Source organism: Bacillota bacterium (genome assembly GCA_024653485.1).
Taxonomy (GTDB): Bacteria; Bacillota; SHA-98; order UBA4971; family UBA4971; genus UBA6256.
Map to the genome: position 1 here is coordinate 18,048 of JANLFY010000016.1, position 22,816 is coordinate 40,863.

Sequence of the window (22,816 nt, forward strand, 5' to 3'; positions counted from 1 at the left end):
GTGGTACCATAAGGTCTGGGTCGTCGTCACCCCTGAGTGCAGGCGACGCGCGAAGTGCGAGGGGTAAACGTCAGCTGCGGACCGCTTGGCGGGGTGGACTCGACCAGAGGGGAGGCACGAGTGTGGCGCTCATAGAGCTGAAAGGGGTAAGAAAGGACTACCGCCAAGGCAAGTTGGTGGTGCCGGCGCTGCGTGGAATCGACCTTGACATCGAGAGCGGTGAGTTCACGGCGATAGCTGGTCCGTCGGGCTCGGGGAAGACCACGCTCTTGAACCTCATCGGCTGCCTGGACACGCCGACGGAAGGCGTCATCCGCCTTGACTCGCTCGATCTGGCGAAGGTGCGCAAGGCACAGCTGGCCGACATTCGCCGCCGGAAGATAGGTTTCGTGTTCCAGTCGTACAATCTGATCCCTGTCCTGACCGCTTACGAGAACGTCGAATTCTCCCTTGCCCTGCTCGGCGAGAACTCGATCGACGCAAGACGCCGGGTCATACAGATCCTTGCGGAGGTGGGGCTCAGCGGGTTGGAGAATCGCCGACCCGGAGATCTCTCGGGAGGTCAGCAACAACGGGTGGCTATCGCGCGTGCCCTCGTCAAGGGGCCGGACCTCGTCCTCGCCGATGAACCCACGGCTAACCTCGACTCTGAGACGGGCAAGGCCATCATAGAGCTGATGCTCGAGATGAATCGAACGAAGGGCACGACGTTCGTGTTCAGCACGCACGACCCGATGGTGATGAGTTACGCCCGGCGGCTCGTTACCGTCCGCGACGGCCGGATCGCCGAAGACAAGAGGAGGTAACAGCACATGCGTTACCTGCTCAAGCTGGCAGCAAGGAACCTCTGGAGACAGAAGCGCCGCACATTTCTGACGTTCCTCGCTATCGCAGTGGGCCTTGCGGCGCTAATAGAAGTTGACTGCATCATGCGCGGCGTGGACCGCGACGCCATAGACAACCTCATCAACCTCGAGACGGGGGACTTGCGCGTTCACGCACAGGGCTACTTCGCACAGCGAGAGAGCCTTCCCATCGATCTCGTGGTCGAGCCGAGCGCGGTCCTCGCAGCACTTGGCAGCGTGCCGGGTGTGAAGACGGCGACGCCAAGGCTGGTATTCGGGGCCCGCCTCAACACCGGTTGGGAGGAGATCCCCGTAGTGGGCGTTGGAATAGACCCGGAGCTCGACCCCCAGGTGTTTACGCTGGCTGAGTACGTCGAAGGCAAGTGGTTGTCGCGAGGCGCGGCTGAGGCGCTCGTCGGTTACAATCTAGCGCAGGTGCTCGAGCTAGAGCCTGGCGACATCTTCACACTCGTCACGCGCACGCGTGGCGAGGCGTTCCAGGCCGTCGACCTTACCGTGACAGGTCTCATCCGGAGCCCTCACCCCCAGGTAAACAGCGGCCAGGTCTACCTCCCGCTCGACGTTGCCGACCAAGCACTCGCTGTAGGTGGGGGAGCGACGGAAGTCGTCTTGAGGATAGAGAGGCGCGCGAACATCGATGAAGTCTCTGGGCTCGTGCGCGCATCGTTGCAAGGGGCCGGCATACCCGCAGAGGTGCTCACATGGAGAGAAACCGCCAGGGACTTTCTCGCCATAAGCCAGAGCAAGCAAGGGTTCACCGGATTGCTCATCTTCATGATACTCATCATCGCTGTGGTCGGAATGGTCAATACCATCCTCCTCGGGGCCATGGAGCGCGTCCGCGAGATCGGGATGATGAAGGCCATGGGCATGTCTCCAAGGGAGATCGTGCTCCTCTTCATGTTTGAGGCCACAGGCATAGGCGTGTTGGGTTCGATCACTGGGTGCCTCGTGGGTATTGCGGGCAACGCGTACCTCGTAAACCACGGGATCGACGTCCTTCGAGCGTATCAGGGTCTCGACATCGGTTACCCGATAGCTGGGGTCCTCCGAGGAGCCTGGAACTGGCCCATGATAGTTGAGACGTTCTTTCTGGGCGTAGTCGTGAGTTGGGTGGCAAGCTACGTTCCCGCCAGGAGGGTCGCAGCCCAGGATCCCCTCGTATCGCTGCGCCACGGCTGACACGGAGGTGTGGATGGTGCGCCTAATGCGGATTGCCTTGCGGAACCTCGGGCGAGCCCGAGCGCGTACCGCGCTCAGCTTGATCTCGATAGCGGCGGGCGTTTTCGTAGTCGTCCTCACGAAGGGAACCGTTGATGGGATAGTGGACACGATCGTGGTCAACTCAATCAGGCTAACGTCTGGTCACGTGCGCGTCATCGCCAAGGAATACCCCCTCAAGGAGCGACTCCTCTCGCTCAATTACCCTGTGGACGGCTTTCGGGGTGAAGGCTACGAATCAATCACGGAGGCGTTGAGGGAGATTCCCTTGGCGTCTCGCGTCGTCCCGCGCCTTCGCTTCGGCGCGATGGTGAGCAAGGGCGAGGAACTCGAGGGGCTGTTGGCGGTAGGGGTGGATCCGGAGGCAGAGGAGAGGCTCATCGGGTTGACCCGTTACCTCGTGGAGGGCCGCCTGCTGCGGCCCGGGGAACGTGAGGCGGTCATGGGCCACAGGACCTTGGACAGGCTCGGTCTCGAGGTGGGCGACAGGTTCACTCTCGTTTTCAGCACCGCTCTCGGTTCCCTCAAGGGCTACACCTTCGTCGTCACGGGTTCGGTCAGGAGCGGGCTGCAGTACCTCGACGACGGTCTCGTGTTCGTGCCCTTGGATGTCGCACAGGCCATGCTGGACATGGGTTCCGCAGTGACCGAAGTGCTCGTCATGGCCGAGGACGAGGCGAGTGTACCCAAGCTCGTGCGCGACATCGAGGATATGCTCAAGGCCAAGGACGGCGATGCACGTTACGTCGCCCAACCATGGTACAATCAAAATGAGATGATGAGGATGTTGATTGTAGCGAGCACGTCATACAACCTCGTCTATCTCTTCATCCTCTTCCTCGCGAGCTTCGTGGTGATAAACACCATGCTGATGATAGTCAACGAGAGGCGGAGGGAGATCGGCATGATGGGAGCTCTCGGCCTGAGGCCGGAGCAAGTGAGATGGCTCTTCCTGCTCGAAGGCGGAGTGATGGGCGCCATAGGAAGCGCAGCGGGCGCGATTGTCGGAACGACAGCCCTCAGAGTGCTGAGAGACGTCGGAATACCCATCCCCGGAGCGTCCACCGTGGACAAGGTGCTCTTGATGCCCTCCAAGCTGTACCCAAGGTTCAGTTGGGACGTCGTCGCCTTCGCGTTCGTTGCGGGGATTGTCGTGACGCTCATCGCTGTCTCCTGGCCGAGCGACCAGGCAGCCAAGATAGAACCAACGCAGGCTCTGAGGACTCAATAGCGTCAAGAGCGTCGAGAACGACAGGAATGCGCGGGAGGATTTGAACATGATGAGCGTGTGGGGAAACATGGTGAAGGTGAGGCCCCGCATCCGGCTTCTGATCCCTGCGGTGGCCCTGGTGTTGCTGACTGCAGCCATGAGTGGGCTTTCGGAGGCGGGCGACTTGACCGCGAAAGAGATCGTCTCCAGGATGGACGCGAACGCCTACATGGCCAGCGCTCATCTTGTGGCAAAGCTCGTCATCAGGGCGGGCAACAGAGAGATCACGAAGGAAATGGAAGGGTGGGTGGTTGGGAACGAGAAGGCAGCGGTGACCTTCCTCAACCCCGGCGACCGCGGGACGAAGTATCTCAAGCTAGGCGACGAGCTATGGATGTTCTTCCCGGACGCGGAGGATCTCGTGAAGATCTCCGGCCACATGCTCAGACAGGGCATGATGGGCAGCGACTTCTCGTACCAGGACGCTCTCGAAAGCGAGAAGATGGGCGAGCTATACGACTTCAAGGTGGCGGGAGTGGAGGACTACGGAGGAGCCAGATGCTACGTGCTCGAGGCCACGGCGCTTCCCGGCAAGCAGGTCTCGTATCCCCGGCGCAAGATCTGGGTTGACAGCGAGAAGTTCGTGGCCGTGAAAGAGGAGCTGTACGCGGCGAGCGGCAGACTTCTCAAGGTGTCCCGCGTTGAGGAGCTGAGGCAGAAGGGCGGGCGCACGTACGCGAGCAGGGTCGTAATGGAAGACAAGCTCAAGCGGGGCTCGTCAACGACCTTCATAATCGAGAAGATCGAGTTCGATGTGGACATCCCGGACGACGTTTTCTCTCTGAGAAGCTTGATGCGATGAGGGCCGGCACCGGTAGCGTCGGTCCGGCACGCAGAGGACCCGATGACGATGCTTGTCCTCCCGAACGTGCTGCCGTGAGAACACGCGACGAAGGGCGGTGAGTGGTCCTGTGAAAACCGTGGGACGCTGTCCTGTGCGCTGCCCGTCTGCCACGAAAGGCGTCTGTTCTTTGGTGGCGGTCCTTTGCTTCGTGGCCGCGCTCGAACTTGCGTGGGGGACTGCGATCGCGCGATCAACGACCGAGGCGGCCTCGCTACCCTCTCTTCAGGTAGGAGGAGAGTGGCAAACGGGTGTGCAACTAGCCCGAACAGACGACTCATGGGCGACATCGGCGACATCCACTCTGAGGTTGAGACTGCGGCTCGGGGGAGGCAACTGGAGACTCTGTGCGGACGCAGGAGCGATGCTCGGGAACTCACCGACTAGCGGCGACTGGACAGTGACGACCGAGGTGGAGCGAGCGTATCTCAAGGTCTTGCTGCCGTGGGCAGACCTCAACCTCGGAAGGCAGGAGATCAACTGGGGCGTGGGGTACGCCTGGTCGCCCACGGACGTCTTTGGCGCAGCCAAGACGCTAGACGCAGGGGGATTGCGTAGGGGCGTGGATGCGGTGGTGATGAGAATCCCGACGGCACCCCTATCCTACCTGAGTCTGGTCGCGGCGCCCGACGGAGATGCCGTCCATGGAGGCGTTCTGGACACGTGGCGGTACGCGGCGCGGTACCACGGAAACGCTGGAGGCACTGACTGGTCCCTGGCTGCCGCGCAAGACCCTGACACGACCATGGTGGGAGCGGACGCCAAGGGCGATCTCGTGGTTGGGGAGCTGTCTATCGGGTGGCACGCAGAGGTCGCTCACCATACTCCGCGTGATGCAGGCTCGGGGCCGTGGGTGGAAGGGTTGCTAGGCGCCGATTACAGCTGGAACGGCGGGAAGGTCATCTGGGCGGGAGAGTACTTCTATGACTCACGGGGCGCCGCGACACAAGATGCGTACGACTACGTATCGTGGCTTGCGGGCGACCGCCAGCACCTGGCGCGCCACTATGCGTTCACCCAGCTGGCGTACGCTCACGATGAGTTCACCTCCATCTCTGGCTCGGTGCTCGCGAACCTCGTAGACCGCAGCGCGGTGGCGACGGCAGGCGCGACCGTCTTGCTCAGCGATGGGTGTTCGCTGTCGCTGTCAGCAACCGCCCTCTCAGGCAGCCAAGGCGATGAGTTCTCAGGAAGACCCCATCCAGGTGCGCCGCCCGGCAGGCCTGACCTGATGCTGCGAGCCCTGGCAACGTACAGTTTCTGACGCGGGCGCCTGCATGACCCGGGACTCATGGCCCCGAACGCATGGCCCCTAACGGACTCTACTCTTGCTCGTGAGAGTCTCTTGCCTTGACTGGGGGGCGTGGAGCGTGCACGATGGTGATGCTCTCGAGCACCAGCTCCGTTTCCTGCACCCCTCGGTTCCTACGTATGCGCACCTCGGCGCGGGGAATGAAAACGGAGAACTCGTGGGGGAGGCTGGACGTGAACCATCGCCGCATCGACATGCCCAGCTCGCCTAGGACCACGCTGGCCTCGTCGAGGGTGACGGGGCAGCACAGGCCATCGCCGCGCGTTTCGGCTTGGGCGTCCTTTCGGTTGTCACGCGTCGCACGAGCGTGCCCGACCACGCGTTCGCATCTCCTAGCGACGCTGACCGGGCCGTCGATCTGAAATGCATCGAGAGAACGGTCCCGTGACCCGCGGGGTCGGCGGGCGACGCCTCGGACCCAGCCGGCAGGGCGTTCGATGAGTCGAGCAAGTCGCCTTAGCACCCATGTCCACCCCCGTCTCGTACCAGCGTATGCGGCAGCGACGGAATTCGTGCCCAGCAATGCCGCCCGGCCCGCTCGACCGCTCGTCGGCGCATCAAGAGCGTTTTAGCGGAGGTAATCAATGGGGCGGAGGTGATCGATCGCGCCGATTGCATGGAATGCGCCCTGCCCCGCCTGTTGGGCTCACCGCCTCGTACATTGCTCGTACATTGGTGAGCGTACACCTCCGTCCCACACGACCCGAGCGCAGTTGATCTCTCCGCGGGTTCATGGTAGAATGAATGTGAAAGAAGGCACAATCGCGTGCGTCCTGACGGTCGAGGTTCCTATGCGCAAGACACGAACGGAACGGGACCCGGGCCGAAGGGTACAGTGGCGCGAAGGGTGTCGATCGCATCGATCGAAGAGGTTTTCGCCGTCCCTGAGCGGAGGGGTCGCCTGAGTGCAAGGGGAGACGCGCGGATGTGGGCGCTTGGGGCGCCATCATTTGCCAGGTCTCAAAGCCCGTCTCCCGACAGGGAGGCGGGCTTCTTACGTGCGACGGGCTACGTGCACGCTGCAGACGGCGCGAGAGGCACCGACGACGGGAGGCGACCGCAGGCGATGGAGCGCGTCACCGAGCACCATTCCGAGGGCTTCGAAAATGCGCTCAGAAAGGTGAAGGACGCCCTCGGGCCCGATCACCTGGGGGCGCAGGGAGAGGCGGGCACTACCGCAGTTCAGAGTCCAGCTGAGGTCGGGCTCACCGAGGAGGACATCGTCGCGCTCCTCGAAGCCGGGCCACGGGAGCAGCAAGCGCTCTTCGACCTGGCGGACGACGTTCGACGGCGTTTCATGGGAGACGAGGTGCATCTTCGCGCGCTTATCGAGTTCTCCAACCATTGCGTTCGAAACTGCCTTTACTGCGGCCTGCGACGCGACAACGCCAAGCTCGTCCGTTACCGATTGAGCGTACACGATGTCCTGGAGATCGCGGCGAGGGCGGCGGCCGCGGGGTACAAGACCATTGTCCTCCAATCCGGCGACGACTTCCATTACCGCGCCGATGACATCGCAAGGATGGTGGAAGGGGTCAAGCGGGCCGCAGACGTGGCTGTAACGCTCTCCATAGGTGAACGCTCCAGGAAGGAATACGCGATCATGAGGCGTGCCGGTGCCGACAGGTTCCTGCTCAAGCATGAGACCGCCGATCCCGACCTCTACGAAAGGCTCCACCCCGGCATGTCGCTGGAACGCCGTCTGGAGTGCTTGAGAGACCTGCGCGACCTTGGGTTCCAGGTCGGTTCCGGAAACATCGTGGGCCTTCCCGATCAGACAGTCCGCATAATCGCGAAGGACATCAAGCTGCTGCGGGCCATTGACGTGGAGATGGCCGGTATAGGTCCGTTCATCCCTCATCCGGACACACCGCTTGCGGGGTGTCCTCCCGGCACGCTCTCAATGTCGCTGAAGGCCCTCGCCGTGACCAGACTAGCTCTGCCCCTCGCTCATCTTCCCGCGACTACAGCTCTGGCCACTCTGCATCCAGCAGGGAGGCGCTTGGCACTCACCTGCGGTGCCAACGTAGTCATGCCCAACGTCACGCCGCTGGAATTTCGGCGGCTGTACGAGGTATATCCTGGAAGCATCGCCCTGCATGCACCGGAGGACGGCGGGCTTTCCGAGCTTACACAGGTTCTTGCGGCTCTCGGCAGGCACGTCTCCAACTCATGCGGGCACAGCCCGAAGGCCGCGCGGAAGGGGCTCGATTAAGCCGCCGGACATTCGGCACAGTGCGCATTGGCAAAGCGAGCCCACTCCTTGGAAGGGTAGGGGGGTGGGGTATGGGCCGACTCCGCCCCATGCTCCCGGGGGTAGGCTCCTCGTTGGAAGTAGCCCTCCCCCGGCAAGCCGCCCGCCTCGTCCTATGGATAACAGGTCAATGACGACTAGACTGGAGGTGGTTATCCCGTGACAGTGACTGATTACGATTTCATCCCGTACGGCGAGATCGAGCGCCTCCTCAAGGACTCGACCGAGCCGGATCCTCGCGAGGTGCGTGACATCGCCGCGAAGGCGCGCGAGGCTAAAGGCATCTCCCCCGGTGAGGCAGCGAGGCTCCTCAACGTCAAGGACGAGGATTCCCTCGACGTTCTGTACGAGGCAGCCCGCGACGTCAAGGAACGGATATATGGAAAGCGCCTGGTGATCTTCGCGCCTCTCTATTTCTCCGACTTCTGCGTGAACAACTGTGCGTATTGCGGTTACCGCCGCGACAACCGGTTCGCTCGGCGCAGGCTCACGATGGAGGAGGTCGCCGAGGAAGTCAGAGCGCTCGAAGCCATGGGGCATAAGAGATTGGCCCTCGAGTGCGGAGAGGACCCGGCACACTGCCCGATCGATTACATCGAAGACGTGATCCACACCATATACTCGACGAGGAACGGCAACGGGAGCATCCGTCGCGTAAACGTGAACGTGGCCGCTACCACTGTGGAGGACTACAAGCGTCTCAAGGAGGCCAAGATCGGAACGTACGTCCTCTTCCAGGAAACGTACCACCGGCCGACGTACGCGGCGATGCACCCGTCCGGGCCGAAAGCGGACTACCATTGGCACCTCGGAGCCATGGATCGGGCCATGGAGGCGGGCATCGACGATGTGGGCATCGGTGTCCTCTTCGGACTGTACGATTATAGGTTCGAGGTCCTCGGGTTGCTCTATCACGCAGCCCACCTCGACTCGGCGTTCGGCGTCGGCCCGCACACCATATCAGTCCCGCGGCTTAGGCAGGCGCGCGGCGTCGCGCTGGACACGTTCCCGCACCTCGTGAGCGACAGGGACTTCAAGAAGCTCGTGGCGATCCTGCGCCTTGCGGTCCCTTACACCGGGATGATCCTCTCCACTCGCGAGCGGCCGGGGTTCCGCGACGAGGTCTTCGCCGTGGGCATCTCACAGATCAGCGCGGGCTCGCGCACGGGAGTGGGAGCTTACAGAAAGGAGAGCCCAGGCGACCCCGACGGATCGTTTGCCGGCCCCTGCGCCGCGACCGCGGGCCAGGCCCCGGCCACGACCTTGTCCGCTGCTGAGAGCGACGGGGGGGACAGTCCGCAGTTCACCGTGGACGACCACAGAAGCCCGGACGAGATAATCGCAAGCCTCGCCAGGTCCGGGTACATCCCCAGCTACTGCACGGCCTGCTATAGGCAGGGGCGCACGGGGGACAGGTTCATGCAGTTCGCGAAGAGCGGCGCGATCCAGAACCTCTGCCAACCCAACGCCATCTTGACGTTCAAAGAGTATCTCCTGGACTATGCGTCAGACGGCACCAAGAGGGTGGGCGAGGAGGCCATAAGGCGTCATCTCGAGATGATCCCATCGCCGATCATCCGCGAGGAGACCGCTTCGCGCCTCCGAAGACTGGAGCAGGGGGAACGTGATCTGTACTTCTGATGCTTCTTAAGGGAAGGGCGGCCGTGTAGGAGGGTTGGGAATGCAGTCCACTCCACGCAGCAACAGGCTGCACATTGCGATCCTCGGTCGGCGCAACGCGGGCAAGTCAAGCCTGATAAACGCGCTTACCAACCAGGACATCGCCTTGGTGTCTGACGTCCCCGGGACGACCACAGACCCCGTGTACAAGGCCATGGAGATCCTCCCTGTCGGACCCGTCGTCATCATCGACACGGCCGGAATAGACGACTCGGGGCAGCTCGGCGAAATGCGGGTGCAAAGGACGAAACGGGTCCTGGCGAAAGCGGACCTCGCCATACTGGTAGTAGACGTCACTCGAGGCGTGGGAGACTACGAACGATCCATCCTGGCAGAGGCCCGCGAGCGAGGCGTGCCGGTGATCGGGGTAGCCAACAAGACGGATCTCATAGGCCCGGCCGCGGAGCGCGACCGCCGGCCCGCCGGCGAAAGCGCTGTTCTGCCGGAGAGCGCGGCTCGCCTCGGCGCCCTGGAAGCGCAACTGGGAATCAGCCTCGTGCCGGTCAGCTCCAAGACTGGGCAGGGTCTCGGCTCTCTCAAGGACCGCATCGTCCGCGAGGCTCCCAAGTACTGGGAGGGTCCTCCCGTGATCGGAGATCTCGTGCGCCCCGGGGATACTGTAGTGCTTGTGGTGCCCGTCGACATCGAGGCTCCGAAGGGGCGTCTCATTCTTCCGCAGGTGCAAACGCTTCGGGACCTCCTGGACAACGACGCTCGAGCGGTGGTAGTGAAGGAAAACGCGGTCCGGGAGACTATCGAAGGCCTCCGGTCACGCCCGGCTCTGGTCGTCACCGACTCGCAGGCGTTCGGGATCGTGTCAGAGCAAGTTCCGAGGGATGTCCCGCTCACGTCGTTCTCGATACTCTTCGCTCGCCACAAGGGCGACCTTTCCGCGCTCGTCGAGGGAGCGCGCCGCGTCGCAAAGCTCGAACCAGGCGCGCGGGTTCTCATCGCCGAGGCATGCACTCACCACCCGATAGGGGACGACATAGGAAGGGTCAAGATCCCAGCCTGGCTGGAACAAGAGGTCGGCGGAAAGTTGCGGTTCTCGTGGGCATCCGGCGCCAGCTTCCCAGAGGACCTCGCACGCTTCGACCTCGTCGTTCACTGCGGAGGCTGTATGATCAACAGGGCGGAGATGCTGCACCGCCTAGCAATGGTGAAGAGAGCGGGGGTGCCCGTGGTGAACTACGGAGTCCTGATCGCCTGCCTCCACGGCATCCTCGACAGGGCTCTCGAGCCGTTTGTCGCCGCAGGGGTCCTCGGCGCTGGGGAGGCGAACACGTCCCCGCTGAGCTGCAGGCGCCGTGCTTCCGGCGGCCAACCTGAAGCCGAACCGAAGTGACGCATATCGGCCCGGGCACGAGCGCAGGCTAACGGCCGGGAAGCCCAGACGTGCCCCGGGGCGGACCGGGGGACGACGCGAGCAAACGACTGGGAGGGAAGCCGAGGGGCCCCAAGCCGCGGCGCTGCGAGTTGTCGAAGAAGGTCAAGGTTCTGCACGTGGTGGGACCTTCGAGAGGCGGGATGAGGACCCACCTCTCCAACCTGATAGAGGTCATCGATCGCAGCACGTTCTACATCGTGGTGGCGTGTCCCGAGGACGCTGCGATCTCGGCATGCCTCGAGCGGTGCCGGTGGAAGCACGAGCCCTTCTCCGTGCCCGAAGGACTGTCTCATCCGCGGGACGCTGCGAAGGTGATCGCGCTCGCTCGCCTCATCCGCCGCGTGGAGCCTGAGATATGCCATTTCCACGGGTTCAAGGCCGCAGCTCTTGGCAGGGCAGCAGCACGGGTTCTCGAGCGTGTCCGCGCCTTCCATCGCCCGGGGACGGACCTCGCGCATTCCGCAAGAGGCGGGTACAGGCCCGCCGTCGTGTACACCGTGCACAACTCAGTTCTTGCGAGGGCCCGCGGCAGCCCGCAGGGGCGTCTTTGCGCGTACCTGGAGCGCGCTCTTGCGCCGGTCACCGACCGCGTCATCACCGTATCGGCGGCGCTTCGAGACGAGTACGCCTCCATCCCGGGGCTCGGTCCGCACAAAGTGAGGCACATACCCAACGGCGTGGCGCTCGACCGCTTCGGCGGAGGCCATCAAGGGGGGGTGAGCTTCCCCGAAGCGAAGGCGGGAGCGCGGAGTGCGCTTGGCTGCCGGACGGACGCGGTCCTCATCGGCACAGCCGCACGGCTCATTCCCGACAAGGGCGTGGGAGTGCTCGTCCACGCGCTCGCGCGCCTTAGGAGGTGGGGCCTTCGCCCCATGGCTCTCATTGCCGGAGACGGGCCGGCCAGGCGCGATCTTGAAGCGCTCGCAGCGAGACTAGGAGTGGCAAACCAGTTACGGTTCCTGGGATTCGTGGAGGACATGGCGCGCTTCTACGCCGCCATCGATGTGTTCGTGCTTCCGAGTCTGTCTGAGGGCATGCCGCTATCGCTCCTCGAAGCCATGGCCGCTGGGGTTCCGGTGGTGGCCACACGCACCCCAGGGACTGAGGAAGTGGTAGCGCCGGGGATGGGATGGCTCGCCGCGCCTGGTGATGACCTTGGGCTGGCAGTCTGTCTGAAGGAGTGCTTACTTCATCCGTGGGAAGCCGATCAAATGGCCGCGTGCGCGCGAGCTGAGGTGCGGCAGCGCTTCTCGATAGAGGGCATGGTCCGGGCGACTCAGGAGGTGTACATCGAGGCGCTGTCAGACAGGACGAGGCCGTTGCGGGACGGCCCGCGGTAGCGGGATCATGAGAGTCGGGAAGCCGAGACGACGACGTCGCAAGCGGAGGTCGCCGTGACTCCGGGACAAGGTCGACAGACTGTGTATCGAGCGTTCGCTGGACAAGGAGTGAGCCGCGGGTGTTCGCACCCCTTCGTGTTCCGCGGCCTCACGGTTCTCGCGCTCGTCTTGGGGCTCCTCGTCCCCGGTCGGGCGTCCACAGCATCCCGGACTTGTGCCCTGGCCGCGCCGGGCGCGGGGGCGCGGGACCGCAAGGTGGTCCTCGTTCTGATCGACGCTCTCACGATCGAGGACATAGACCGGGCTCTCGTGCCCAACATACGGAAGCTCGCGTCAAGCGGCGCGATCGGCCTCATGAGCGCGCGCACCGCGAGAACCTTGCAGGACGAGCACACATACGTGACGCTCGGCTCAGGGACGAGGGCGCAGGGCCCGCCAGAGACGGCGAGCGCCTTCAACTTCGACGAAGTGGTGGAAGGCTCGCCCGCGGGCGCAACGTTCGCGCGAAACACGGGAGTGAAGGCGCCGCCTGGAAGCGTGATCCATCCGTACATGGCCCTCATCATACGAGCCAACTCAAGCTCGAGCTACCGCATAGTCCCCGGAGCCCTGGGTGAGGCGCTCGGAAGAGCGGGAAAGAGGACCGCCGTCTTCGGGAATTCCGACACGCCGGGGCGCCCGGGACGCTGCGCGGCTGCGGTCGCCATGGACTCCCGGGGCGTGGTCGACATGGGCGACGTCGGTCAGGGCACGGTCGTCCGAAGAGACGACTTCCCGGGTGGGATCGCGACCAACACCGGACTCCTCGCCGCGCTCGTGGCTGAAGCGGTGACGACGGGAGAGGCGGATCTCGTGGTGGTCGAGTCAGGGGACTGTGCGAGAGTGGAGCGGTACCTGGAGGCCGGACTCCTCACGGACGCGGCATATGAGCGTGCGCGCCGCGTCGCGCTCTCGTCAGCTGACTCTCTAGTCGGTCACCTCATTGAATCGCTGGACCTCTCTGTCACCACCCTCCTTGTCCTGACGCCGACGCCAAGTGCGAGGGAGGTCGCGTCGGGCCGCAGCCTCGCACCGCTCGTCGCGGCCGGAGCCGGCTTCACGCCCGCACCGGGATCAGAGGGGGCGCTCTTGACCTCCGCCACGACGAGGCGGGACGGCCTCGTAGCGAACATAGACGTGGCGGCATCCGTAGTCTCGTGGCTGGGCGCAGCCGCGCCTACCTGGATCCTCGGCACGCCAATGCACGCCGTGCCGAGCCGCGCGCCCATGTTGCGCTTGGAGTCCATGCACGACGAGATCGCGTCTACGTCTCTCATGAGAGCGCCGCTCCTCAAGACCTTCGTGGGCCTTCAAATCGCGGCAACCCTTGCATCCCTCGGCATCGTCGTCGCAGCGATCGCGAGGCGTGCCACCCAAAGGCGTTCCAGCGTGTTCCTCGAGTCGGGTGGGTCCGATACACGCACTACGCCCGCGAGCGCGCCTCGGATCGCGAGGATCATGTGGGCGTTTCTCCTCGCTCTGGGAGCCGTGCCTCTCGCCATGCTGGTCATTCCCCTCGCGCGTCCGGCAACCACAGGCTCCGCTGCTGCGGTGCTCGCGACGATCGTGCTCGCTGTGTGCCTCGCGGCGAGCATCGCTTTCGGCCGCGCCTCGGCTCTTGGAGCGTTTGCGGGGATCTACCTGCTCACCGCTCTCGCCGTCACATGCGACATCCTGTTTGGAGCCAAGCTGATGCGACGGTCGGTGCTGGGCTATGACCCCATTGGGGGCGCAAGGTTCTACGGCATAGGAAATGAGTACATGGGTGTGCTCATCGGGTCGCTCATCACGGGAAGCGGTCTCGTTCTCGATTGGATGAGTTCTCGCGCCGTCCCACAGAGGACGCGCGACGCAGTCGTCTCTGGGATCGGGGTCACTTTCGCAGCGGTCCTTTTCGTGATCGGCTCGCCCTCTCTCGGAGCTAACATGGGGGGCACGCTCGCGGCTGTCGTGGGATTCGGCGCGGCCTACCCGCTGTACCTGGGGAGGAAGGTGAGGAGCCGGGAATTGGCCGTCTTGGCAGCGCTGGCAGTGTCGATTGTGGCGGGGATCGCCGCAATCGACGCCGTGAGGGCGGGTGGCCCGGTGTCGCACTGGGGCCGGACCGTGCTCGCCGTGCTCGCGGACGGTCCCGCAACACTGGCGGACGTTGTCCGGCGCAAGGCAGCGATGAACCTCAAACTCATACGCTACACCATCTGGACGCGGGCGCTATTCGCGTTCCTTGCCGCACTGATCCTTCTCCGCGTGCGGCGGGTGGGACCGGTCGGCAAGCTCACCGACTCCCATCGCGGGCTCGCCTCCTCACTCGACGCAAGCCTCGCCGGGGCGGCCGCGGCCATGGTAGCCAATGACTCGGGAGTGGTGGCGGCGGCGCTGCTCATGCTCTATCCGTGCCTTGTCGCGCTGTACCTCGCTGTCTCGGAAACGGAGGCGGAAGCGACACCCCGTGACGGCTAGACCGCGCAGCGTGCCCGCGTGGTCCCATGTACGACCACCTCCAACAGCACCCTGATACCCGCATCCGAAGCACTTCCATTTCCCGCCGTGCTGTGGTATTCTCTGGATAGACGCTGTCCGGGCGGGGTGATGAAGCATGCTCCGGTGCCTCCACCTGGCCGACCTGCACCTCGGCTGGTCCCCATCTGATCTTCCTGACGACAAGGCCGGGGCGCGGCGACAGGAACGCGACCTCCTCCTGAAAAGGGCGGTCGACTTCGCGCTCGAGCCCGCCAACAGGATCGGCATGGTCATCATCGCTGGCGACCTCTTCGAGTCCCACAGGCCGGACCCTGCCGTGGTCGAGGAAGCGGTCCGACAGCTTGAACGCCTGGTTCGGGCGGGCGTGTTCCTCTTGACCGTTCCCGGAAACCATGACGAGATAACATATCATGACTCGGTGTTCAGAAGGCTTGGCGGTTCTTGGCCTGGCGTGCTCGTGCGTAACCCCATGCCTGAGTTGGTTGCCTCAGAAAGCGTCAAGGGCGTGCCTGTCCACGTGTACTCCCTGGCCTATACAGGAGGGCTCACACGGGTCAGCGAGCTCGCCACTCTTCCGAGCGCGCAAGGACCCGGGGTGAACATCGGGGTTTTCCACTGCTCCCTGGGCTGGGGGACCTCCGACAGAAGCCTGCCGATACCGCCGGGCGCTCTGGAGGCCGCGGGGTACACGTACGCGGCTCTCGGGCACGTCCACAGGCACGAAAGGGCGAGACTCGGAGGGAGGGGGCTGGCTGTATACCCGGGTATGGTGGAGGCCAAGGGGTTTGACGATCCTGGAACCGGAGAGCTCACTGTGGTCGACTTCACCGACACCGGCACGGGTTGGACCGCGTCGGTGAAAACCTCGCATGTTCCTGCGCGAAAGTACGTCTCGGTTGAGATCGAGGCCTCAGCCAGCCGGTCGTATGACGAGCTGGTAGATGCGTGCCGTGTGGAGGCCGGGGCCGACCAAGACGCTCTCGTCAGAATCGAGCTCAAGGGCGTGCCGCCGTTTGCCGTGGACGCGGATGCCCTGGCGAGGTCGCTTTCGAGGGAGTATTTCTTCGTCGAGGTGGTCGATGACACCTCGTTCTTCAACGCCGGCGTAGGAAGCCTGTACGCTTCGGAGCCAACAATCCGGGGGCACTTCGTGAAAAGGCTCATGGCACGGCTTGAGCAGGCGCGCGAAGAGCGTGAAAAGCGTGTCCTGGAGCTCGCGCTGCGCAAGGGTCTGGCGGCTTTTGGGGCTGGCGAAGGGGGTGACGAGCGGTGAAGGAGGTGTCGCTCAGGAAGCTGTCCCTCGCCGGCTTCGGTCCGTACCGCGACAGGGTGGAGGCCGTGTTCGGCCCGGGCGTCAACGCGCTGGTCGCGCCCAACGAGCGCGGCAAGTCCTCGTTGGTCAGCGGGCTTCTCGCGACCATATTCGGCCTGCCGGCGAAGAACGACCCTTCCGTGTTCGGGCAAGCCCGCTTCAGAAACTGGGACGGCCCTCGGCGTTTTGAGGGAGAGGTCGAGTTCGAGTCGGACGGGGGCGTGTACAGGATCCACCGGGATTTTGACACGCACAAGGTGTCCCTGGCGAAGCTGGAGAACGGGCGGTACATAGCTCTCGTGATGGGTGAGCACAACCCCGGAGCCACGAGGAAGCCGAATGAGGCCTATGAAAGAAGCCTGGCGGAACTCATCGGAATCTCCTCGCGTGAGCTCTTCGAACGCACTTTCTGCGTCACCCAGCCCATCCCGGAAGCGAAACACCTTGATGAGAAGGTTCAGGAACTCCTCTCAGGCGCAGGGGGAGGGTTCGCACGAGCGCTGGAACGGCTCGTCAACGAGCTCTCGGCACAGACCAAGACCACCGGGGAACGAAAGGTGACCTCCCGGAACCAAACGAAAGACCGCGTTCTCGAGGAGCTGACCTCACGCATTCAGGCGCTCGAGTCGGAGCTCGATGCCTCCCGTCGAGCGGTTGACTCGTTGCAGCCCGTTTTGAGAAGGCTCAACGACATCGAGCGCGAGCTCGCGGAGGCCAGGAAGACCCTGGCATCCAAGGAGACCATCGTGAAGGCATGGTCTGAGTGGAGGCGGCTCGCCACTGAATACCGCAGGGCAACGAAGGACCAGACGAGTCTCGAGGCGGCGCTCGAGAAGGCCAAGAGCCTCGACTCCGATATCGACGCCGAGAACAGAAGGGTGAGAGAAGGCTTCCCCGAGTTCGAAGGGGCGCCCCGCGAGACCGAACGAGCGTTGACTGAGCTCATTACCCTCAAGGCCAAACGGGGAGAGGCGGAAAGGGCGATCCTGGACGCAGAAGCAGCGGTGAGGCTGAAGCAGGGCGAGCTGGACCGGCTCAGGCAGGAGATTTCCACCCTCCGCGACTGGGGAGCGCTCGGTCCGGCGCCCGAAGCGGCAGCGCGCGGCGCGAGACGGAAGGCCGCCGAGATTGTTCAGAAGTGGCGGGTATTCCTCGATCACAATTCGGAGCTTGCCTCGTGCGAGGCGGAGCTCGCCGCGAGATTTCAGGTGTTCGCTGAGGCGAGCCCCGAGGAAATCGCTCTCCTCGCGAGCTACTCAGCCCGTCTTGTCGAGCTTGAGAGGGACATGGAGAGAACCCGCAGGGATCTCGAGACACTGCGCGAGCGGACGAGGGTCGTCGCGAACGTCCGGGAAGCATTCCAAAAGCGTTACGCGGGGATCGCAGCTCTCGGCCCAGGCGCTGCGGACACCATCCGGCAGATCCTGGGCGCCTTTCGCAGGGAGAAGAGGCTTCAGGGGGAGCTTGCGGAACGCAGGCGGTCAGTGGACATGCCCCGTGGTGCGCGCGCCGCGGCCGGCCTCGCGTCGGCTCTCGTGGCGTCCGTCGTCGCGTGGCTGTTGCTGGGAGGCTCCGCGACAAGAGTAAACACATGGATATCTCTGGTCGTGGCCGTCCTCTTCGGTCTCGCGGGATACGTGGTGTCGGGCGCCATCCACGCCCGCAGGGTCGCCGGCGAAAGGCTCGAAGCAACGAGGATAGAATCGGAGCTCGCACAGTGCCGCCGCGAACTTGCGCTCCTCGGCCAAGCCCTGGGCGACCTGGCCTCGAGCGACGAGGCGTCGCTCGGAGCCCTGCTCGAAAGGCTGGAGCAGCGCGAAGAGGAGGCAGCGGTGCTTGCGGAAAGCGAGGCCCTTCTCCCGTCTGATGAAGAGGCGGGGCGAATCCTGGAAGCTTTCGAACGAGCCAAGAAAGGCTACGATGAATTCGTAGCAAGGACAAGCAGGTTCTCTGAGAGCTTCAAGGATGTCGGCGCGGCATTCTCCGAGTGGAAGGCCATGCTGGACCGGAGGAGCCGCCTGGAAGGCCTCGTACGAGCTTTCGCGCGCGAGGCTTTCGGCTGCGAGCCCGAGGCCGCCGAGCACGCTTCACTGGCTGATCCCAAGGTCGGCGATGAGTGGAGAGAGCTTGCGCGATTCGTGTCCGTGGCCGCCTCGCCTGAGGACGCGGGCACTGTCGGCCAGCTCATTGCCTTCTTGGAAGGAGAGGGAAGCGACGCAGCCTGGTGGGAGCGAATGATAGCCGAGGCTGGACGCTACGAGGGTCTCCGCAAAGACATTCAGGCGGCACAAGCGACGATAGAAGCGGGGAAGGAGCACGTAGATGGCTTGAGGTCACGGGTCAAGGAGTTCGAGGCGAAGGAAGAACAGGTGTCTCGGCCGCTTCGCCCCTTGCTTGAGGCGTCTGGTGGCGACCCGGAGAGAGCGCAGAGGAGATGCGAGGAAAGACGCTCTCTCCTCGAGAAGATCGAGGCGATGAGAACGGCCCTTGCGACACTCCTCGAACAGCATGGCGCCTCATCTGTGGACGAGCTCCGCGAGAAAGGCACGAGCGCACGCAACAACGCAGCACAGTCTCTGGCGGAATGGAAGCGCCTCGTGAACGACAACCCGGGGCTTCCGGAGATCGATGAGGCTGGCGACGTGGAGAGAATAGAGGCCAGGTGGAGGGCTCTCAATGGCGAGGTCGAACGTCTCCGCGGGCACATCGCCACGCTCGAGAAGGAGAGGGGAGACCTCGCGGCGGAGCAAGGACGCCTCGAGGGGAGGTCCTCACTGAACATCGCCCAGGCGGAAGCGGAGCTGGCAGCGCTCAGGCGTAGGCGTGAAGAGGTAAGCGTGTTGGCGGACGCCCTCACAATCGCCTGTACTGAGCTCTCAGAGGCTGTCAAGGACTTCCAGGGATCGTACCGCACGCTCCTGCGGGACGTGGCTACGAAGCACTTCGAGGCGATAACGGGAGTGAGGGGTCGTGCGGTCGTGATCGACAGCGACTTTCGGATCCACGTCGAGGATGGTGGCGTGCCGTGCGACCTCGCTCAGTTGAGCAAGGGGGCCCAGGACCAGCTCTACATCGCCCTGAGACTGGCCGTGGCCGACCTTCTTGCCGAGGACTACCGTCTCCCCTTCATCTTCGACGACCCCTTCGCGGCGTGCGACAGTGCAAGACTCGCCAACCTGCGCGAGATCCTGCTGCGGATCGCCAAGGACCGGCAGATCCTGGTCCTGTCGCACCTCGAGCCGGTCGCAGGTTGGGGAAAATCGGTGGACGTCCGCGAATACGGAATGAGGGCAGTTTAGGGTGGTCGATTGCCGGCCTGCGGTCGTGGGCACGGCATCGGGCCTCACCCCGCATGTCATCGCTGCAGTAACCCGGCGAGGTCTCCTAGCCTTCTCAAGCAGGGTTTTGAGGACAGCTAGCGTATATTCATAAAGGCGGGTATGCGTAAGGCGGGTATGCGTGAAGGCGGGTATTCGTGCAGATTTCACCCGCGGCCTTTCGCTTGTTGAGATGTCTTCGGCTTTCGTGCCCCCAGTGCCATCGGTGCCATCGATGAATAGAAGGGACGGCAGTTTCCCATGCAGGACCGGGTGAGCATCCGCGGAGCGCAACGCACACGTGTCATCGGCTTTTGCATGGCTTTCGCCGCAGCCGTCATCTGGGGGACCCTAGGCATATTCGCGAAGTTCATATACGTCTACGACCTCGAGCCCGTTGTGCTTGTGAGCCTCCGAGGTTCCATCGCTTTTGTCACGCTTTTCATCATCCTAGCCGCGCGAGATCGCTGCAAGCTACGAGTGCCGCGCCAAGACCTGTGGTTCTTCGTCGCCTTCGGTCTAGTGGGGGTGACGCTCAACCACATGTCCTATTTCGAGGCGCTCAAACGCACGACGGCCACGACGGCGGTCATCCTACTGTACACGGCGCCGGTCTACGTGACGCTTGGCGCGGCGGCGTTCTTCGGGGAGAGTCTTACGCTCACGAAGATCGCCGCCCTCGTGGTCACGTTCGGCGGATGCTTCCTCGTGGCTGGCGGATACGAGCCAAAGCTCCTAGCCCTGAACCCCACGGGGGTCTTGTTCGGCCTCACTGCCGCGATTGCGTACGCGTCGTACACGCTCATGAGCAAGCGAGCTCTCGAGAGACATTCCTCATGGACTTCGGTGCTGTGGGCGTTCGGCTTCGGAAGCCTGTTTCTTCTGTGTTTGGCAGGAGGACGAATCGCGAAGGTTGCCTCGCTCCCACTGCGGGCGTGGTTGCTCATCCTGGGCCTTGCATGGGGGCCTACGCTCGCAGCCTACTGGTTGCACATGGAGGCACTGACTCGGATCGAGGCGAGCCACGCCGGAATAGTCTGCATGGCTGAGCCAGCCGCCACGGCCCTCCTGTCTTACGTGCTGCTGGGCGAGAGGATGACACCATGGAAGCTACTGGGTGCAGCGCTTGTGCTCGTCGGGGTGCTCATCCTGCAAGTCCAATCCATCGGTGATAGCAGCGCCCGTGGACGCCGGTCTGGAACGTCCGAGCGCGAGGAGGTGAACGCGGGGCACGGAACCGGGTGAGAAGGCACGGTGAGATGAGATGAGATGAGATGAGATGAGATGAGATGAAAGAAGCCTCGCTAGGCTGTATGCTACTGCTGAAAACGGAGGTGCGAAGAAGTGAGAAAGTCGGTTTCCTGGTTGCTGCTCGCTGTGACGTGCCTGCTGGTGGGCATCGCGGGGCCGGCCGCGCTTGGCGCGGAGCCTATCAAGATAGGGCTGCACGCGCCGCTCACGGGGTTCGCGGCTGCTGACGGGCTCAGCGTGAAACAATCGGTCGAGCTTGCCGTAAAGCAGGTGAATGAGGCTGGAGGCATCAACGGTCGGCCAATTCAGCTCGTGGTGTACGACGACAGGGCAGACGCCAAGGAAGCGGTCGCAGTCGCGTACAAGCTCATCGAGCAGGACAAGGTCGTCGCGGTGGTCGGTGGGTCTTACAGCGCTCCCATGCGGGCGGTCGCGCCCATCTACCAACAGGCAGGGATCCCCATGGTGGCCGGTTTCGCTGTTCATCCCGATATCACCCGAGCGGGAGACTTCGTGTTCAGGTGCGGGATGCTGGGGCCCATCGAAGGCGCTGCTGCGGGCGAGGTGGCAGGCAATATCCTCAAGGCGAAGACCGCCTGCCTCATGACGATGGACAATGACTTCGGCCGCGCCCTGGCCGAAGGTTTCCGCAAGCGCGCCGGCGAACTGGGTGTCAAGATCCTCTGGGAGAGCCTTTACCCCCTCGGCGAACAGGACTTCACGCCGTACATCACTCGACTGAAGCAACTCGGCCCGGATGTCGTCTTTGCGAGCGGATACTACAACGAAGCCGCTCAGTTCTGCAAGCAAGCGAAGGAACTGGGGCTCAAGGCTCAAATCCTGGGCGAAGAGGGTTTCGATTCACCGAAATTCATCGAGATCGCTGGAAAGGCGTCTGAGGGCGTGATCATCGTAACCAACCTCAACAGGGACGACACGAGGCCCGTGGCCAGGGCGTTCATCGAGGACTACAGGAAGCTCTACAAGATGGAACCCGACATGGTGGGCGCGTCCAACTTCGACGCCCTTCTGGTGATAGCCGATGCACTCCGACGGGCGGGCTCCACAGATCCCAAGGCGATTCGCGATGCGATCGCCACGACAGCGAACCTCAACGGCGCGACTGGCGTGATCCGCAGCTTCAACAAGCTGGGTGAATCGATGAAGCCCATTCAGGTTCAGGTGGTGAAGGAGGGTCGTTTCCGTTACTTTGCGGAGGTAAGCGATCCTGCTATCATAACCCCTCCGGAGAAGTGAGAGCAAGCACGACACACGGGTCGAAGACATAGCAACCGGGCAAGCGGGGGCGAGGTCCGTCCGGAGAACCGAAAGGTACGGCGCCCGGGCGGGCATCGCCCCCACGCAGTAGGAGTGATGGGAGGTTGTTCTGGCAACAACTCGCAAACGGCGTAACCATGGGGGGCATCTATGCTCTCATTACCCTTGGGCTAACGATGGTTTACGGTGTCCTGCGTATCCTCCACATCTCCCACGCAGGGGTTTTCGCGTTGGGAGCGTATGCCGGTGTCGTGGCGCTCTCGCTATCCGGAAACCTGGTCGTCATCACGCTCATCGCCATGGCGGTCTGCGGACTGGTGGGCATGTTAATGCAGAGGTGGGTGTACCGGCCGCTCATGGGGTCGTCGCGCATCGTTCCGCTGATAGCGTCCATCGGAATGTTCATACTCATGGAGGATCTATTCAGGCTTGCGGCTGGTCCCTACGTGCTTCCGCTCCCGGCCGAGGTGCCCTTTGGATTGGACCAGATAACCACGTCGTTCGTCACAGGCAACCAACTGATCGTGCTGTCGGGCGCGGTGGGGCTGCTCATCCTTACGTGGCTGGTCATCAACCATACCCGGCTCGGTCTTGCGTGGAAGGCCACGGAGCAGGATTTCGAGACAGCAGCCTCGTGTGGGATCAACGTAGACCAGGCAGTGGCGATGAACTTCCTTCTGGGCTCCGCGATAGCCGGGGCTGCCGGGGTCCTAGTGGGGTTCTACTATAACTCGGTGTCCCCCACCATGGGGAGCGTCCCGGCGTACAAGGCGATGGCCATCGCCGTGCTCGGAGGTCTCGGGAACGTGTGGGGGACCGTGGTGGCGTCCGTTCTCCTCGGAGTCACCGAGGCGTTTCTCGTGACTTCGCCTGTAGGACTACTCCTGCCTCGCGACTCCATCGCGTTCGTGGCGTTGATCCTGGTCCTCCTCTTCAGGCCGTACGGCCTCTTCGGGCGGAGGTGACG

16 protein-coding genes are annotated in these 22,816 nt (G+C 63.5%); 15 read left to right on the forward strand and 1 reads right to left on the reverse strand.

Translation table 11 applies throughout. The annotated features are described in order from the left end of the window. Positions 1 to 122: 122 nt before the first annotated feature. The 5 genes from NUW12_11130 to NUW12_11150 all read left to right on the forward strand — a co-directional run bounded on the left by NUW12_11130 (position 123) and on the right by NUW12_11150 (position 5,462). Positions 123 to 806 (forward strand): ABC transporter ATP-binding protein, encoded by a 684-nt coding sequence (locus NUW12_11130; GenBank protein ID MCR4403304.1) that lies wholly within the window; start codon positions 123 to 125, stop codon positions 804 to 806. Between the two features lie 6 nt (positions 807 to 812). Then, positions 813 to 2,048 carry an ABC transporter permease gene (locus NUW12_11135; protein MCR4403305.1) on the forward strand — a complete coding sequence of 412 codons (1,236 nt, stop codon included), beginning with the start codon at positions 813 to 815 and terminating at the stop codon, positions 2,046 to 2,048. Between the two features lie 25 nt (positions 2,049 to 2,073). Further along, the gene (locus NUW12_11140; GenBank protein MCR4403306.1) at positions 2,074 to 3,318 is read left to right on the forward strand and encodes an ABC transporter permease; all 1,245 of its coding nucleotides are present in this window, start codon (positions 2,074 to 2,076) and stop codon (positions 3,316 to 3,318) included. Between the two features lie 46 nt (positions 3,319 to 3,364). Further along, on the forward strand, positions 3,365 to 4,159 hold the full coding sequence (locus NUW12_11145; GenBank protein ID MCR4403307.1) for an outer membrane lipoprotein-sorting protein: 795 nt from the start codon (positions 3,365 to 3,367) through the stop codon (positions 4,157 to 4,159). Positions 4,160 to 4,451: 292 nt separating this feature from the next. Then, complete coding sequence (locus tag NUW12_11150; GenBank protein ID MCR4403308.1) at positions 4,452 to 5,462, forward strand: hypothetical protein; 1,011 nt, start codon at positions 4,452 to 4,454, stop codon at positions 5,460 to 5,462. A gap of 58 nt (positions 5,463 to 5,520) precedes the next feature. Here the strand turns inward: NUW12_11150 and NUW12_11155 are convergent, their stop codons facing one another. After that, positions 5,521 to 5,829, reverse strand: coding sequence for a hypothetical protein (locus NUW12_11155; GenBank protein ID MCR4403309.1), 309 nt, complete (start codon positions 5,827 to 5,829; stop codon positions 5,521 to 5,523). A gap of 528 nt (positions 5,830 to 6,357) precedes the next feature. Here NUW12_11155 and hydE point away from each other — a divergent pair. The 10 genes from hydE to NUW12_11205 all read left to right on the forward strand — a co-directional run bounded on the left by hydE (position 6,358) and on the right by NUW12_11205 (position 22,814). Beyond that, complete coding sequence (gene hydE / locus NUW12_11160; protein MCR4403310.1) at positions 6,358 to 7,725, forward strand: [FeFe] hydrogenase H-cluster radical SAM maturase HydE; 1,368 nt, start codon at positions 6,358 to 6,360, stop codon at positions 7,723 to 7,725. A 198-nt stretch (positions 7,726 to 7,923) separates the two neighbouring features. Further along, positions 7,924 to 9,405: a [FeFe] hydrogenase H-cluster radical SAM maturase HydG gene (hydG, locus tag NUW12_11165; GenBank protein ID MCR4403311.1), complete on the forward strand. Its 1,482-nt coding sequence runs from the start codon at positions 7,924 to 7,926 to the stop codon at positions 9,403 to 9,405. A gap of 40 nt (positions 9,406 to 9,445) precedes the next feature. Next, complete coding sequence (gene hydF / locus NUW12_11170) at positions 9,446 to 10,789, forward strand: [FeFe] hydrogenase H-cluster maturation GTPase HydF (protein MCR4403312.1); 1,344 nt, start codon at positions 9,446 to 9,448, stop codon at positions 10,787 to 10,789. Positions 10,790 to 10,920: 131 nt separating this feature from the next. Next, a complete protein-coding gene (locus tag NUW12_11175; GenBank protein ID MCR4403313.1) occupies positions 10,921 to 12,171 on the forward strand; it encodes a glycosyltransferase in 1,251 nt (416 codons plus the stop codon). 135 nt (positions 12,172 to 12,306) lie between these two features. Beyond that, the gene (locus tag NUW12_11180; GenBank protein ID MCR4403314.1) at positions 12,307 to 14,670 is read left to right on the forward strand and encodes a hypothetical protein; all 2,364 of its coding nucleotides are present in this window, start codon (positions 12,307 to 12,309) and stop codon (positions 14,668 to 14,670) included. A 136-nt stretch (positions 14,671 to 14,806) separates the two neighbouring features. Next, positions 14,807 to 15,964 (forward strand): DNA repair exonuclease, encoded by a 1,158-nt coding sequence (locus NUW12_11185; GenBank protein ID MCR4403315.1) that lies wholly within the window; start codon positions 14,807 to 14,809, stop codon positions 15,962 to 15,964. Then, entirely contained in the window at positions 15,961 to 19,302 is a 3,342-nt protein-coding gene (locus NUW12_11190; GenBank protein MCR4403316.1) for an AAA family ATPase, read from the forward strand. The genes NUW12_11185 and NUW12_11190 overlap by 4 nt, the downstream gene beginning before the upstream one ends. 279 nt (positions 19,303 to 19,581) lie before the next feature. Further along, positions 19,582 to 20,565 (forward strand): DMT family transporter, encoded by a 984-nt coding sequence (locus tag NUW12_11195; protein ID MCR4403317.1) that lies wholly within the window; start codon positions 19,582 to 19,584, stop codon positions 20,563 to 20,565. 99 nt (positions 20,566 to 20,664) lie between these two features. Further along, on the forward strand, positions 20,665 to 21,828 hold the full coding sequence (locus tag NUW12_11200; protein MCR4403318.1) for an ABC transporter substrate-binding protein: 1,164 nt from the start codon (positions 20,665 to 20,667) through the stop codon (positions 21,826 to 21,828). A 125-nt stretch (positions 21,829 to 21,953) separates the two neighbouring features. Then, positions 21,954 to 22,814 (forward strand): branched-chain amino acid ABC transporter permease, encoded by an 861-nt coding sequence (locus tag NUW12_11205; GenBank protein ID MCR4403319.1) that lies wholly within the window; start codon positions 21,954 to 21,956, stop codon positions 22,812 to 22,814. The last annotated feature ends 2 nt before the right edge of the window (positions 22,815 to 22,816 follow it).